The sequence below is a fragment of the Pseudomonas sp. PONIH3 genome (assembly GCF_002934345.1).
Lineage (GTDB): Bacteria > Pseudomonadota > Gammaproteobacteria > Pseudomonadales > Pseudomonadaceae > Aquipseudomonas > Aquipseudomonas soli.
On record NZ_CP026386.1, the window covers coordinates 432,214 to 446,254 of the forward strand.

The following is a 14,041-nucleotide window of genomic DNA, read 5'->3' on the forward strand; positions in this document are numbered from 1 at the left end:
CCACCTCGGACATCCGCCCTACATCGCGCAACGCCGCCTCAGCGCTATAGTCGGCCCAGCGTCCCACCGCCAGCCCCCTTCCTGGCGGCGCGGGCGCGGTACCGAGAACAATGCCAAGGAAGCAACGCGATGATCCTCAAGTCCTTCCCTTTCAAGTCCCTCGTCCTGCTCGCCGGCCTGGCCGCCGTGGCCGGCTGCCAGACCGCCAGCCCCAGCGCCGACACCCTCAAGCAACGCACCGAGGTCACCCTCGGCGTGCCCGTGAGCAAGGTCAGCAACCTGCGCAGCGACTCCAACACCACCTACTTCACCGCCAGCACCAGCAAGGGCCAGTACGACTGCCAGGTGCCCAGCGGCGGCCTGGTGGCCGTGGCCGGCATGGGTATCTACACGCCATCCCCCACCTGCTGGAAAGAAGGCCAGGCGCCGGTCTTCCAGTGATGGTCGAGGGCGCCGGCCTAGACCACCGGTGCTGCCACGCTCTCACGCAAACCCCGCAGCGCCGCACGCAGCTCCGCCGGTCGCACCGGCTTGGCCAGTACCGCGATACCCCGTGCCTGCAGGGCGCCCTGCAGCCTGTCGATATCATGGCCGGTCATGATCAGCGCCGGCACTTCGGCGCCGCGTTGCGCGCGCAACTGGTCGATGCAGTCGATGCCGGTGGCCTGTGGGCCCAGGTCGTAGTCGGCAACGATCACATCGCAGTCACTGGCCAGGCCAAAGGGCGAGCTCTCGGTCTGCACCTCGCACCCCCAGCGTTGCAGCAAGGCACTGGTGGCCTGCAGGACGTTGTGGTCATCCTCCACCAGGCACACCCGCAAACCGGTGAGCATGCCGGCCTGCACGGCCTGGTCGGCAACGGCCCGTGGCACTTGTGCCGGCACCTTGGGCAACCCTTGCAAGGTCAGCGTGGTGCCATGCCCCTGGCGCGAGCGCAGGCTGACCGCCAAACCCATCAGTTGCCCCAGGCGTTTGACGATGGCCAGCCCCAGGCCGACGCCCTCGACGTCCTTGTCACGTGCCTCGCGCACCCGGTAGAACTCTTCGAACACGTGACCCTGGTGCTCCTCGGCAATGCCCCGGCCCTGGTCGCAGACGACGATGGCCAGCCCCTCGCCGCGTGGCCGCACGCCGATCAGCAACGGGCGCCCGGCGGCGTACTTGAAGCTGTTGGACAGCACGTTCTGCACCATGGTCGCGAGCATCCCCGGGTCGGCGCGTGTCCAGTGGCGGCTGGGCACCAGGCGCATCTCGACTCCGGCCCAGCGCGCCGCCTCGCTGTTCTGGCGCAACAACTCGCGCAGGAAGCCGTCCACGGCGAAGGTTTCCCACTTCGGCTGTACGCGGCCGTTGTCCAGGGTGTACAGGTCGAGGATCGAGCGGAACAACTGCGAGACGTTGAGCAGCGAGCGGTCGATGCTGTCCACCAGGCGCCGCTCTTCCTCGCCCAGCCGCGCTTCGCGCAGGCAGGCGGTGAACAGGCCGATGGAATGGATCGGCTGGCGCAGGTCGTGGCTGGCCTGGGCCAGGAAGCGCGACTTCTCGCGGGTCGCCGCCTCGGCCAGGGCCGTGGCCTTGCGCGTGCGCTCGAGCAGCAGGTGGGCATAAAACGGAATCAGGGTGCTGGTGGTCAGCAGCATCGGCAGCAGGAACGGCTGTTCCTGCCAATAGGGGGTCAGCTGCCACACCACAACCAGCGCGGCCAGGGCCAGCACGGTGGCGATGGCCAGGTAGCGCGAGCCGAAGCGCATGCCGTTGCCCAGGTTGATCCAGACCATCACCGCATACAGCGGCAGCGCGGTTTCACCGCCGACCACCAGGCCGAAGCTGGTGCCGGTGTAATCGCCCAGCATGCCGAAGATGCGCCGCGCCGGGTAGTGCCCGGGCCAGCGCTTGATCGCCTGGCGCATGCCGATCGACACCACGACGAATCCCGCGTAGTAGAGCAGCACCGGCAGGTAGGTGGCAGGCGAGCGGCCCGGCAGGAAACCCAGCAACGCCACGTAGCTGATCGCACAGGAGGCGACGATGATGCGCAGGTTGGCCTGGTCCAGCTCGTTGTTCTTCTCGAACTTCATGGGTAACGTCCTTGTGCGCCAGTCGGCATTTGCGGCACGCTGCGTGGGAAAAAACCGCAGGTGACTGCTAAATTAGCATGTGTCGGCTGACAGGGAGTTCCACGACGTGAGTTGCCGCATCATCGTGGCGGATGACCATCCGCTGTTCAGGGAAGCCATGGTCAACACCGTGCGGCGCATCCTGCCCGAGGCGCGCCTGGAGGAAGCCGGCAGCCTGGCCGATGTGCTCAGGCTGGCCAGCATGGGCGAGACGCCCGACACCCTGATACTCGACCTGCGCTTCCCCGGCCTCACCTGCATCGGCCGCCTCGCCGAACTGCGCCGCCAACTGCAGCGCACCACGCTGATCGTCGTGTCGATGGTCGACGACCCGGAGGTGATCTGCGCAGTCATGGCCGCCGGCGTCGATGGTTTCATCGGCAAGAGCGTCAGCCCCGAAGCCATCGGCGCGGCCATCCTCGCCATTCGCGACGGCGAAGTGGTGGTCGACTACGCGCCCAGCGGGTTGCTACCGCAACTGGAAGCCCCCAGCGAGCTGGAACAGCTCACCCACCGCCAGCAGGACGTACTGCGCCTGATCGCCCAGGGCAAGACCAACAAGGAGATCGCCCGGGCACTGGACATCTCGCCATTCACCGTGCGCATCCATGTGTCGTCGCTGCTCAAGACCCTCAATGTGCCGACCCGCACGGCCGCCGCGGTGAAATATTCCGGAAACTGAGCGACCGCTGGTCGGCGCACCGTGGCATGCAATCGACCCTTCAAGCGCTTTGCAACCTCCCAATCCATGAGGGTGGCGATGTTCACGCCTGTGTTCGGCCTGCCCGAGCGTGGGCCGTTTTTTCACTCTGAGGAGAGGATGACGACATGAGCACTCAACACTGGATGGGCGGTGGCGATGTGCAGAGCGACTGGCCGGAACTCGAGCCAGACCGCCGCAATGATCAGGCCGACGACCCGGATGCCGACCCGAACCTGACCGAGGAAGAGAACCGCCCTGGGGTACCGGCCAGCGACCCGGAGTCAGGCGCCTGAGTGTGCATGGCAGTGAAAGAGCGGGCCAAGCCCGCTCTTTCACTGAAGTCTATTAGCTGGCCAGGTCCACGCCGGTTCACACCCTCCAGCGCACCTCGGTTATCCCATGCCGTTCGGCCATGGGCCGGCTGACTTTCTTGATGCGCTCGCGTCCGAACTTCGGAATGATCCCCAAACCCGCGTCGCAACTCGCCCAATGCCAGGCCTCGGCATTGTCCATGTGTTCCTGGCGGATGATGAAACGTCGTGGCTGACCGTGCAGCAGGTATTCGATGGTAAACAGCTGGGGACTTGGCATTGACGCAGGCCCTCCTCTTCTCCATGGATGACTTTCTGACAGATCACGTCGTTCCATGAAAATTCAAAAAATGTCCACAACAGCAAGGGAGGGCCCGCAAGGTCACGAACCGCTGGTGCTCCCGTGGCTGTTGCGACCACCCTTGCGGCCGGCCTCGGAGGCGCGGGCGCGGTCATTGGCGAAGTTGCCGCCAGAGTTGCGGCCACCCTTCTGGCCCGCCCGCGAGGCCCTTTCACGGTCGTTGGCGAAGTTGCCGGGGTTGGTTTCCTTGGTGCCGCCGCGTTGTCCGGTCTGATCCTGGTCACGAGCCATGACGTTTCTCCTTTACGCTGGATTGGACGTGCCGCGCGAAGATGCCGTGCACTTAATTACGAACAGGGGCGCAAGCCAACGGCTCATTTGTTGTACCGAGGTTCTGACCGACGGCACTTATCCGCCTGGCCAAGGGTCACAGCTCTGACTACTGACGGTGGACGAAGGAGACGCCCCCATGCACCGTGCTTGCCGACCGCTTACCCTCGTATACCGGCCCTTGCTTGGCGCCAACCGCTCGTCGGCGGGATGAACAGCAGCCTATAATCTGCGCCCAGTGCCCGACCAAGCGGGCCATTTCCAGGTCCGTACAAGGCTGATGCCATGAAGTCCTCCAGCAAAACGTCCCTCGCCTCGCCGCACAATCCGGCACTCAGCCCGAGCCACCTGGATTTCCCCGTGGTCGGCATCGGCGCCTCGGCCGGCGGCCTGGAAGCAATCCGCACCTTTTTCCGCCACACCCCGCAGGACTGCGACATGGCGTTCGTGGTGGTGCTGCACCTGTCGCCGGACCACCAGAGCCAGGCCGACCGGATCATCCAGGCGGTGACCAGCATGCCTGTGCGCCAGGTCAGCGAACCAGTACCGATCGAGCGCAATCATGTCTATGTGATTTCGCCGGCCAATCGCCTGTCGACCAACGACGGTTACCTGCGCGTCAGCCCGGCCAAGCGCAGCCGTGGCGACCATGTGGCCATCGACCTGTTCTTCCGCGACCTGGCCGATGTGCACAAGGATCATGCATTCTGCGTGGTGCTGTCGGGCACCGGCAGCGACGGCGCCGTGGGCCTGTCGCGGATCAAGGAACAGGGCGGCGTGACCCTGGTGCAAGCCCCCGAGGATGCCGAATACCCCGAGATGCCCCGGGCGGCGCTGGCCACCGGCATGGTCGACCTGGTGCTGCCGGTGGCCGAGATGCCCGCCCGCCTGGTCGAGATGTGGCGCACCGCCCGCCAGGTGAAGTTGCCGCGCATCGACGACGACAGCCTGCCGCCCGCGCTGGGCGAGCGCGAGGGCGACCCGGCGGCGTGCGACCCGCTGCTCGACGAAATCCTGTTGTCGCTGCAGGACAACACCGGCCACGACTTCAGCCATTACAAGCGCGCCACCGTGCTGCGCCGCCTGGAGCGGCGCCTGCACGTGACCGGCCAGACCGACCTGGCCGGCTATCGCGACTACCTGCAATGCCATCCGGACGAATCACGGGCGCTGCTGGCCGACATGCTCATCGGCGTGACCAACTTCTTCCGTGACCGCGAGGCCTTCGAGGCCCTGCAGCGCCATGTGATGCCAGGCCTGGTGAACCGCGAAGGCAACGAAGAGCCGGCCAGCGAGGTGCGTGTTTGGTCGGCTGGCTGCTCGACCGGCGAGGAGGCCTACAGCCTGGCCATGCTGGTAAGCGAACAGCTGGCGATCGAACGACGCAGTGCCCAGGTGCAGATCTTCGCCACCGACCTTGACGACCGCGCCATCGGCATCGGTCGCTGCGGGCAGTATCCGGACGCCATCGCCACCGATGTGTCGCCGGCCCGGCTGCGCCAGTTCTTCCTCAAGGAGGACCAGCATTACCGGGTGCGCAAGGAAATCCGCGAAAAAGTCCTGTTCGCCCGCCACAACCTGCTGTCCGACCCGCCGTTCTCGCAACTGGACCTGATCGTCTGCCGCAACCTGCTGATCTACCTCGACCGGGAGGTGCAGCGCGATATCCTGCGCCTGTTCCACTTCGCGCTGCGCCCGGGCGGCTATCTGTTCCTGGGCAGCTCCGAATCCACCGACCTTGCGGCCGACCTGTTCGTCGCCGTGGACAAGCGCAACCGCATCTTCCGCGCCCGTGAAGTGGCGGCCGTGCGTCATCCGGCGCGCCTGCAAGCCCCCGAGCCTGCGCTCGCTCCGGCGCCGGCCCGGGCACGCGCCGCCCGCAAACTGTCCTATGCCGAAATCCATCACCGAGCCCTCGCCCGCTGCACGCCGCCGAGCCTGGTGGTCGATACCGAGGGCAATATCTTGCACATGAGCGAGGGCGTGGGGCGCTATCTGCGCCATGCCGGCGGCGAGCTCAGCCACAACCTGCTCAACCTGGTCCTCACGCCGCTGCGTCCGGCCCTGCGCAGTACCTTGCTGCAGGCCCAGGGCAGCGGCCAGGCGGTAACGTCGCGCACAGTTTCCCTCGACCTCGACGAGCATACCGAAGGGGTACGCATCCTGGTCCAACCGCACCAGGACGAACCCAGTGGCAGCGAGTGCCTGCTGGTGGTTTTCCAGAGCGGCGAAGCCGACAACGCGATCACCCGGGCACCCGGCGTCGAACAGACCGAAGGGATGCTGTTGGGCAACCTGGAGCGCGAACTGCACCGCACGCGCCTGCAGTTGCAGGAAACCATCGAGCAGTCGGAGTTTTCCAGCCAGGAGCTGACCGCCTCCAACGAAGAGATGCAGGCGATCAACGAGGAGCTGCGCTCGGCCAGCGAGGAGCTGGAAACCAGCAAGGAAGAGCTGCAGTCGATCAACGAAGAACTGCTGACGGTCAACTACGAACTCAAGATCAAGGTCGAGGAAACCGACAAGGTCAACGACTACCTGAGCAACCTCATCGCGTCCACCGACATCGCCACGGTGTTCGTCGACCGCAACCTGTGCATCCGCTGGTTCACCCCGCGCGCCACCGATATCTTCAGCATGCTGCCGGTGGACACCGGGCGCTCGCTGCTCGACATCACCCATCGCCTCGACTATCCGGGCCTGGCCGACGACGCCCGGGCGGTGGTCGAGCGCGAGACCACCATCGAGCGCGAAGTGGTCGGCCACAACCAGCACTGGTACCTGGCCCGCCTGCTGCCGTATCGGGCCAGCGAGCGCAACGTCGACGGCACCGTGCTGACCTTCATCGACATCAGCCAGAGCCGCGCCGCCGAGGAACGCCTGCGCCAGGGCGAGGAGCGCATGCGCCTGGTCGCCGAGAGTACCCATGATTTCGCCATCATCCTGCTTGATGAGCAGGGCCTGATCACCGACTGGAACACCGGCGCCGCGCTGATCTTCGGCTATGGCAAGGATGAGGTGCTCGGCCATCATTACCAACTGATCTTCACCGAGCAGGACCGGGCCAGTGGCTTGCCCGAGCGCGAACTGCGCAGTGCCCGCCTGCACGGTCGTGGCCAGGACGAGCGCTGGCATGTGCGCAAGGACGGCAGCCGCTTCTACTGCAGCGGTGAAGTGTCGCGCCTCAAGGGCAGCAGCCTGCGCGGCTACGTCAAGATTGCCCGCGACCTGACGGGGCACAAGCGTCTGCACGATGAACAAAGCAAACAGCTCGCTGAATCGCAGAACACCAGCCACATGAAGGACGAGTTCTTCGCGGTCATGTCCCACGAGCTCAAGCACCCGCTCAACCTGATTCAGCTCAATGCCGAAATCCTGCGCCGGTCCCCGTCGGTAAAGGGCAACGGTGTCGCCAGCAAGGCGGTCGGCACTATCTGTGAGGCGGTCTCGAGCCAAGCGCGAATCATCGATGACCTGCTCGATGTCGCGCGTATCCGCACCGGCAAGCTCAAGCTCAAGACCCAGGTGCTCGACCTGTGCGCGGTGCTGCAGGCCATCCAGGCCGTGCTGGCCAACGAGCAGCACGCCTGCGAGGTGCGCCTGGCGCTGCCCGCCGACGGCGCACCGGTGTACGTCGAGGCCGACAGCACCCGGCTCGAGCAGATCGTCTGGAACCTGCTCAACAATGCGCTGAAATTCAGCCCCGCCGGCAGCGAGATCCGCCTGGCGCTGGCCCGCCATGGCAACCAGGCGCGCCTGGAGGTCATCGACCAGGGTATCGGCCTGACCGACGAAAGCCTGGAAAGCGTCTTCGACCTGTTTTCCCAAGCCGCGCCACAAGCCTCCGGCAACCACCGCGACGGGCTCGGTATCGGCCTGTCGCTGGTGCGCCAGCTGGTGGAAGCGCATGGCGGCACGGTCAGCGCGACGTCCGCCGGCCTGGGTTGCGGCGCCACCTTCACGGTGTGCCTGCCGTTGTCCGACCCCGGACAGCAGGCCCAGCCGGATACCAGCGACGACAACATCGAGGGCCGCTTGAACGGGGTCAGGGTGTTGCTGGTGGACGACTCGGTGGAAATCCTCGAGGTGATGCAGCAACTGCTGGAAATGGAAAGCGCCGAAGTCGAGGCCTACAGCAACCCGCAGGCCGCACTCGAGGCGGCCGCCCATGGCCGCTATGACATCATCCTCTCGGATATCGGCATGCCGGTCATGGACGGCCACGCCCTGATCAAGGCCCTGCGGGGCCTGGAGCACCTGCGCTATACCCCGGCCATCGCCCTGACCGGCTACGGGGCCAGCGCCGACCAGTACCGCTCGCGCCAGTCGGGCTTCGACCGGCACCTGAACAAGCCGGTGGGCTACGACGAGCTGATCGAGGCGATCGAGGGTCTGAGCGGCTCGCTACCCTACTGACGCCCTACCCGCCCCGGCCTGCCTGTGGCCGGGGCGCCGTCGTGCCTCAGGCATGGACGCTCCACTGCACGGCAGCGGCCTCGATCGGCAGTTCGTCCACTGCGTGGATCATCCCGCTGTCGAGCGCTTCCTGGGGGCCCAGGATCCGTGGATAGGCCATCAGGTAGCGCGGCACATCGAGCCGCTCGCTCGCACCCTCGGTGCGCTCGGCGACAATCTGCGCATACAGGCGCAGGTCATAGTCCAGGCTCATCGCGTACTCGGCCATCCGTGAGTGGTCCACCGAGCCGTGCAGGGTCCAGTGGAACGGGTGGAACAGGAATTTGCTGTAGGCGCAGGCGGTACGGTGGCTGCCGGCCAGGAACAGGATGTTGCCCATCGATTCGACCGTGCCCAGGTTGTGGGTGTGCACCGGCACCGGCAGTGAGCGCAGGAAGTTGTACAGGGTGAAACCGTAGCTGCATTCGCCGCCCATGGTGGCAATGTTGATCTGCAACACCTCGGCGCCCTGCTGCAAGGCCTTGGAACAGGTGTTGATGAGGTTGCCGCAAGTCGCGGAATTGATCGGGCCGGTGTAGTGGATGATGTGTCTGGCCATGCCGTCCTCCAGGGTCAGTCAAGGGTGTCCTTGGCCGGTGCGTCGTTGCCCGGCGCCGCTTGGTCGTGCTCGCCCAGTTGCTGGTACTGCTTGCGCAGCGCATGCAGTTCGGCCGGGCCCATGTCCTCGAGGTCGAGCAGGGCCTTGTGCGCCCGCTGGGTGGTGCGCAGCAGTTCGTCGATCTTGATGTGCAGTTCGTCGTTGTCGCGGTTCTGGGTGTTCTGGATCAGGAACACCATGAGGAAGGTGATGATGGTGGTCGAGGTGTTGATCACCAGTTGCCAGGTGTCGTTGAAATGGAAGAGCGGCCCGCTCACGCCCCAGGCGATGATCAGCATCAATGCGATGACGAAGCTCGCCGGGCGCCCGCTGCGGTTGGCCAGCCATTGGGCGAAACGATCGAATTTCATGGCTAGCGCTCCCTCAGGCCGGCTGCCGGGTTTCTCCGGGCAGGCCCTTGATGTCAGGGTCGTCCGGCAGCACCTCGGGTTCTTCATCGTCTGCCTCGGTCGGTGCTGGCGGCGCCTGCACGTCTCCCGGTTCTGTCTCGCTGTTCATCGGCGTTGCCTCCATTGGCTGCTTCCCTCTGTGGTGGAGGGCCGGATGGCAGGCAAAGTTCCGGGTTTTGCGCCACCGGCCACTCGTCATTCCTGCTGAACCCTGACGCCGCGATGCCGGTCGCTAGTCAAGAGTGCACGAACGAAAGGGAGCCCTCGTGAGCGAGATCCGCATTGGCATATCCGGTTGGCGCTATGGCCCATGGCGCAAGGACTTCTACCCCAAGGGGCTGCGCCAGGACGATGAGCTGGCGTTCGCCTCGCGGGCGGTGAACAGCATCGAGATCAATGGCTCGTTCTACGCGTTGCAGACCCCCGAGCGCTACCGACAGTGGCGCGATGAAACACCGGAAGGCTTCGTCTTTTCGGTGAAGGCGCCGCGCTACATCACCCATGTGCGACGGCTGCGCGACATCGACGAGCCGCTGGCCAACTTCTTTGCCTCGGGGCCATTGCTGCTGGGTGACAAGCTGGGGCCGTTCCTCTGGCAGTTTCCCCCGAACATGAAGTTCGACGCTGAGCGCATCAGCGATTTTCTCGCCCTGCTGCCCCGCGACCGTAAGGCCGCGCGCGCCTGTGCCCGGCAGGCCGCAGAACGCTTGCAGGACAACGGTGGTAGCGCCATCCGCGGCAATGCGCGCTTGCGCCATGCCGTGGAGATCCGCCATCCGAGCTTCCTCTGCGACACCTTCATCAACCTGCTGCGCAAGCACAAGGTCGCGCTGGTGGTCGCCGACAGCGCCGGCAAATGGCCTTATGTCGAGGAAGTCACGGCCGATTTCGTCTACCTGCGCCTGCACGGCGATGTCGAGCTCTACAGCAGCGGCTACACCGCCAGCGCCCTGCGCCGCTGGCGCCTGCGCATCCAGGCCTGGGCCGCGGGCGGCCAGCCGGAGGATGCCCAGCGCATCATCCGGCGCGCTCCGGCGAAACGCGCCTCGCGGGATGTGTATTGCTACTTCGACAATGACCAGAAGGTACATGCCCCCTACGATGCCCGCCGCCTGCTGGGTAAGCTGGGCCTGGACGGCGAGCTGGTGACCGAACCCGGCGTCGAGCCGCAGGAGTCGCTATGAACGGCACCCTGCCCGCCCCCGACCGCATCATCGACAACGTCACGGCCGTAAACCGTCTGACGGTGCTTACCCTTAACGTGCACAAGGGCTTCACCCTGTTCAACCGCCGTTTCATCCTGCCCGAGCTGCGCGAGGCGGTGCGTGCCACCGGCGCCGACCTGGTGTTCCTGCAGGAGGTGCACGGCAGCCATCAGCGCCATGCCGAGCGCCATCCGACCTGGCCGCAGACTCCGCAGTACGAGTTCCTCGCCGACAGCATGTGGCCGCAGTTCGCCTACGGGCGCAATGCGGTCTATCCCCATGGCGACCATGGCAACGCGCTGCTCTCCAAGTTCCCCATCCGCGCCTACGACAACCTCGATGTGTCCATCCATGGGAACGAGGAGCGCGGCCTGTTGCACTGCCAGCTCGAAGTGCCCGGCCATGAGCAGGTGCATGCGATCTGTGTGCACCTGGGCCTGCGCGAGGAGCACCGCCAGCGTCAGGTCGACTTGTTGCTGGCCTTGCTTGAGCGCCTGCCGCCGGAGGAGCCGGTCATCGTCGCCGGTGACTTCAACGACTGGCGCCTGAAGGCCGATGCGCGGCTGTCGGTATCGCTGAGCGAAGCCTTCGGCACGCCGGCGCGCAGTTTTCCCGCGCGCCTGCCGCTGCTGCGCCTGGACCGCATCTACCTGCGCAATGCCCAGGCGTGCGAGGCACGGGTGTTGTCCAGGTACCCATGGTCGCACCTCTCGGACCATGCTCCGCTGGTAGCGCAGGTGACGCTATGAAGCAGGCCTGGAGCGACGGCAACCACGTCGAACTGCTGATCAACGGCGAGCAGTACTACCCGCGTGTGTTCGAGGCGATAGCCCAAGCCCGGGAGGAGATCCTCCTGGAAACCTTCATCATCTACGACGACAAGGTCGGCCAGCCGCTGCGCCTGGCGCTGATCGACGCGGCGCGCCGTGGCGTGCGGGTGGAGGTGGCGGTTGATGGCTACGGCACCGCCGACCTGCCTGACGAGTTCATTGCCTCGATGACCGAGGCCGGGGTGCGCTTCCATGCATTCGACCCGCAACCGCGCCTGGCTGGCATGCGTACCAACCTGTTCCGGCGCCTGCACCGCAAGATCCTGGTGATCGATGGCCAGCGCGCGTTCATTGGCGGTATCAACTACAGCGCCGACCATCTCGGCGACTTCGGCCCGCAGGCCAAGCAGGACTACGCCGTGGAAGTCACAGGCCCGGTGCTGGCCCAGGTGCACGCTTCCAGCTGCCGCATGCTCGCCCCCGTGCTGGGCGGGCCAAGCGCAGTGGTGCCGGGCGGTGACGTCGCAGGTTCGATCAGCGCCGTGCTGGTGGAACGCGACAATCGTCGCCATCGCACCGACATCGAGGCGTGCTACCTGCAAGTCTTCCGTGAAGCCCGGCAACGCATCGTCGTGGCCAACGCCTATTTCTTCCCCGGCTACCGATTGCTGCGCGAGCTGCGCAACGCTGCCCGGCGTGGCGTGGCGGTGACCCTGATTCTCCAGGGGCAACCGGACATGCGCTGGGTACGCGCATTGTCGCGCCTGCTCTACAACTATCTGTTGCGCGACAATGTGCAGATCCATGAGTACTGCCAGCGCCCGTTGCACGGCAAGGTGGCGCTGGTGGACGACGAATGGTCCACCGTGGGATCGAGTAACCTCGACCCGCTGAGCTTGTCGTTCAACCTCGAAGCCAACCTGATGATCCGCGATCGTGCCTTCAACGAGGGGCTGTACCGGCATTTAAGCGAACTGAGTGCCGCGCACTGCAAGCGTGTGACCTTGGAGCGTATGGTGCGTGGCTACTGGTGGCGCGCGCCGTTGATCTTCCTGGGCTTCCACATCACCCGCTACTTCCCGCGCATCGCCGGCTGGTTCCCCGCGCACCGGCAGCGTCTGCAGTCGCTGCAGGCGGACAACCAAGCGCCGGTGGACTTCAACGGGGGCAAGACCTGATGGCCAAGCCACGCTGGAAGACCTGGGGCATGCGGCTGCTCACCCTGCTATTCCTGGTATTGATACCGGTGCTGCTGTTCACCCTGGCACGCAACCTGGACTGGAACGAAGTCCGCCAGTCGCTGCTGGCCTACCGGCCCTCTACCCTGGCCCTGGGGCTGTTGCTGGCCCTGTGCAGCTACCTGGTGTTTGCCAGCTACGATCTGCTCGCTCGCGCCTACACCGGCCACCGCTTGCCGGCCCGCCAGGTGCTGCCGGTGGCCTTCGTCTGCTATGCGTTCAACCTCAACTTCACCACCTGGGTCGGCGGCGTGGCCCTGCGCTACCGCCTGTATAGCCGGCTGGGGCTGGACACCGCGACAATCACCCGCATTCTCACCCTGGGGCTGTTGACCAACTGGATGGGCTATCTGCTGCTGGCCGGCACGGTGTTCGCCCTGGGCTTGGTCAAGCTGCCGGCAAGCTGGGCGGTGGGCGCCGGCGGCCTGCGCCTGATCGGTGTGCTGATGGTGGCGGTTGCAGCCGCCTACCTGCTCGCCTGTGCCTTCGCCAAGCGACGTACCTGGCATCTGCGCGGACATGAAGTGACCCTGCCGAGCCTGCGCCTGGCGTTGTGCCAGGTGGCGCTGGGCGCGAGCAACTGGGCGTTGATGGCGGCGCTGATCCACCTGCTGCTGCCGCCGGAGCTGTTCTATCCGTCGGTACTTGGGGTGTTGCTGATCAGCTGCGTGGCAGGGGTGGTGGCGCATATTCCTGCCGGGCTGGGGGTGCTGGAGGCAGTGTTCCTTGCCCTGCTGCACGGGCAATTGGGCCAGGGCACGCTGGTGGCCGCATTGCTGGGGTATCGGACGCTGTACTACCTGATCCCGCTGTTGCTGGCGGTGATCACTTACCTGGTTCTGGAGAAGCGCGCCAAGGCCCTGCGCCGACAGGCCGGGCCAGCCCTGGACAAGCGTTGAGGGCCCTATCGGCCCGGGAGGTTCGTCATGCGGTTCATTCTGTGTGTGGCATTGCTGGGCAGCCTGCTCAGCGGGCAGGTGCTGGCCGAAGGTTGCGACGTGGTCACCCGCTCGTCCAGCGAGGCGGTCAAGCCGGTGCAGCAGCATACCTGCTACAGCTACGGCAACATGCCTGCCGAAGCGATTGCCTGGTCGTGCAGCAACGAGAGCAAGGAGATGCTCAACAGCCAGAAACGCAAGGTCGAGCGTTGCGCCGATGGCAGCGTGGGCAGCTGCATCGCACCGCTGACCCAGGAGACCCTGGCCAATCCTGATGCCGCAGGGCGCGGCGAGCCCTCGACACGGCCGGCTGTGCCCAAGGATGCGCGGATCATCACCTACTACTACGACACCCCAAGCCTGGGGCAGGCGCGCAGTGATTGCGAACGCAACAATGGGATCTGGCAGACGCATTGACGCGAACGCGTGGGGCCGTCGCCGTTGCCGTTGCCGTTGCCGTTGCCGATCAGAAGTCTAGCGCCATACCCAGCTAGCGACAGCTGCGTCAGCCCAGGCGCCGCCCGTAACTTCGCGACTTCAGGAGGCCGAACGGAGGTCTTGCGGAGGGAGGTGACGGGCATGGATGCCCGTCAAGCGCTGCGCCCCAGGATGGGGCGTTCAGCGCGGTCCTCCCGGGAGCAAGGCCGGAGTGAGGGGACCCGGAG

14 protein-coding genes and 1 pseudogene are annotated in these 14,041 nt (G+C 65.7%); 9 read left to right on the forward strand and 6 right to left on the reverse strand.

What is annotated here, in order from left to right:
• Positions 1–129: 129 nt before the first annotated feature.
• A complete protein-coding gene (locus tag C3F42_RS01860) occupies positions 130–441 on the forward strand; it encodes a hypothetical protein (protein ID WP_046855646.1) in 312 nt (103 codons plus the stop codon).
• A gap of 17 nt (positions 442–458) precedes the next feature.
• On the opposite strand, the gene C3F42_RS01865 is transcribed toward C3F42_RS01860, so the two are convergent.
• On the reverse strand, positions 459–2,078 hold the full coding sequence (locus C3F42_RS01865; RefSeq protein ID WP_104443883.1) for a hybrid sensor histidine kinase/response regulator: 1,620 nt from the start codon (positions 2,076–2,078) through the stop codon (positions 459–461).
• A gap of 106 nt (positions 2,079–2,184) precedes the next feature.
• On the opposite strand from C3F42_RS01865, the gene C3F42_RS01870 reads away from it, so the two are divergent.
• Positions 2,185–2,799, forward strand: a complete 615-nt coding sequence (locus C3F42_RS01870) for a response regulator transcription factor (protein WP_023632602.1) — start codon at positions 2,185–2,187, stop codon at positions 2,797–2,799.
• A 146-nt stretch (positions 2,800–2,945) separates the two neighbouring features.
• Positions 2,946–3,113: a hypothetical protein gene (locus tag C3F42_RS29235; protein WP_158659514.1), complete on the forward strand. Its 168-nt coding sequence runs from the start codon at positions 2,946–2,948 to the stop codon at positions 3,111–3,113.
• A gap of 79 nt (positions 3,114–3,192) precedes the next feature.
• Here C3F42_RS29235 and C3F42_RS01875 read toward each other — a convergent pair.
• Together C3F42_RS01875 and C3F42_RS01880 are read right to left on the reverse strand one after the other, a co-directional pair.
• Positions 3,193–3,411: pseudogene (locus C3F42_RS01875) on the reverse strand (DUF6555 family protein); the annotation flags it as partial.
• Positions 3,412–3,513: 102 nt separating this feature from the next.
• Entirely contained in the window at positions 3,514–3,723 is a 210-nt protein-coding gene (locus C3F42_RS01880; protein ID WP_023632601.1) for a general stress protein, read from the reverse strand.
• Between the two features lie 324 nt (positions 3,724–4,047).
• On the opposite strand from C3F42_RS01880, the gene C3F42_RS01885 reads away from it, so the two are divergent.
• Complete coding sequence (locus C3F42_RS01885; protein WP_094009891.1) at positions 4,048–8,178, forward strand: CheR family methyltransferase; 4,131 nt, start codon at positions 4,048–4,050, stop codon at positions 8,176–8,178.
• Between the two features lie 46 nt (positions 8,179–8,224).
• Here the strand turns inward: C3F42_RS01885 and C3F42_RS01890 are convergent, their stop codons facing one another.
• Genes C3F42_RS01890 through C3F42_RS29755 form a run of 3 tightly spaced genes read right to left on the reverse strand, consistent with a single transcriptional unit; the run spans position 8,225 to position 9,334 of the window.
• A complete protein-coding gene (locus C3F42_RS01890; RefSeq protein WP_023631812.1) occupies positions 8,225–8,776 on the reverse strand; it encodes an ATP-dependent Clp protease proteolytic subunit in 552 nt (183 codons plus the stop codon).
• A 14-nt stretch (positions 8,777–8,790) separates the two neighbouring features.
• A complete protein-coding gene (locus tag C3F42_RS01895) occupies positions 8,791–9,186 on the reverse strand; it encodes a low affinity iron permease family protein (protein WP_038706118.1) in 396 nt (131 codons plus the stop codon).
• Between the two features lie 13 nt (positions 9,187–9,199).
• Complete coding sequence (locus tag C3F42_RS29755) at positions 9,200–9,334, reverse strand: hypothetical protein (RefSeq protein WP_256586252.1); 135 nt, start codon at positions 9,332–9,334, stop codon at positions 9,200–9,202.
• 157 nt (positions 9,335–9,491) lie between these two features.
• Between C3F42_RS29755 and C3F42_RS01900 the strand changes: the two genes are divergently transcribed.
• From C3F42_RS01900 to C3F42_RS01920, 5 genes are read left to right on the forward strand one after another with little or no spacing between them, the layout of a single operon-like run.
• Positions 9,492–10,409 carry a DUF72 domain-containing protein gene (locus C3F42_RS01900; RefSeq protein WP_104443884.1) on the forward strand — a complete coding sequence of 306 codons (918 nt, stop codon included), beginning with the start codon at positions 9,492–9,494 and terminating at the stop codon, positions 10,407–10,409.
• On the forward strand, positions 10,406–11,179 hold the full coding sequence (locus tag C3F42_RS01905; RefSeq protein ID WP_038706117.1) for an endonuclease/exonuclease/phosphatase family protein: 774 nt from the start codon (positions 10,406–10,408) through the stop codon (positions 11,177–11,179). Before C3F42_RS01900 ends, C3F42_RS01905 begins: the two co-directional genes overlap by 4 nt.
• Positions 11,176–12,378, forward strand: a complete 1,203-nt coding sequence (gene clsB / locus C3F42_RS01910; RefSeq protein WP_094009889.1) for a cardiolipin synthase ClsB — start codon at positions 11,176–11,178, stop codon at positions 12,376–12,378. The genes C3F42_RS01905 and clsB overlap by 4 nt, the downstream gene beginning before the upstream one ends.
• Positions 12,378–13,337, forward strand: a complete 960-nt coding sequence (locus C3F42_RS01915) for a lysylphosphatidylglycerol synthase domain-containing protein (RefSeq protein WP_094009888.1) — start codon at positions 12,378–12,380, stop codon at positions 13,335–13,337. The genes clsB and C3F42_RS01915 overlap by 1 nt, the downstream gene beginning before the upstream one ends.
• A gap of 27 nt (positions 13,338–13,364) precedes the next feature.
• Positions 13,365–13,793, forward strand: a complete 429-nt coding sequence (locus C3F42_RS01920; protein ID WP_023631785.1) for a hypothetical protein — start codon at positions 13,365–13,367, stop codon at positions 13,791–13,793.
• The last annotated feature ends 248 nt before the right edge of the window (positions 13,794–14,041 follow it).

Coding starts and splice junctions, on each gene's coding strand:
- C3F42_RS01890 (WP_023631812.1), bottom strand. CDS start 8,776: ATGGCCAGACACATCATCCACTACACCGGCCCGATCAATTCCGCGACT.
- C3F42_RS01895 (WP_038706118.1), bottom strand. CDS start 9,186: ATGAAATTCGATCGTTTCGCCCAATGGCTGGCCAACCGCAGCGGGCGC.
- C3F42_RS01915 (WP_094009888.1), top strand. CDS start 12,378: ATGGCCAAGCCACGCTGGAAGACCTGGGGCATGCGGCTGCTCACCCTG.
- C3F42_RS01865 (WP_104443883.1), bottom strand. CDS start 2,078: ATGAAGTTCGAGAAGAACAACGAGCTGGACCAGGCCAACCTGCGCATC.
- C3F42_RS01885 (WP_094009891.1), top strand. CDS start 4,048: ATGAAGTCCTCCAGCAAAACGTCCCTCGCCTCGCCGCACAATCCGGCA.
- clsB (WP_094009889.1), top strand. CDS start 11,176: ATGAAGCAGGCCTGGAGCGACGGCAACCACGTCGAACTGCTGATCAAC.
- C3F42_RS29755 (WP_256586252.1), bottom strand. CDS start 9,334: ATGAACAGCGAGACAGAACCGGGAGACGTGCAGGCGCCGCCAGCACCG.
- C3F42_RS01880 (WP_023632601.1), bottom strand. CDS start 3,723: ATGGCTCGTGACCAGGATCAGACCGGACAACGCGGCGGCACCAAGGAA.
- C3F42_RS01860 (WP_046855646.1), top strand. CDS start 130: ATGATCCTCAAGTCCTTCCCTTTCAAGTCCCTCGTCCTGCTCGCCGGC.
- C3F42_RS01905 (WP_038706117.1), top strand. CDS start 10,406: ATGAACGGCACCCTGCCCGCCCCCGACCGCATCATCGACAACGTCACG.
- C3F42_RS01920 (WP_023631785.1), top strand. CDS start 13,365: ATGCGGTTCATTCTGTGTGTGGCATTGCTGGGCAGCCTGCTCAGCGGG.
- C3F42_RS29235 (WP_158659514.1), top strand. CDS start 2,946: ATGAGCACTCAACACTGGATGGGCGGTGGCGATGTGCAGAGCGACTGG.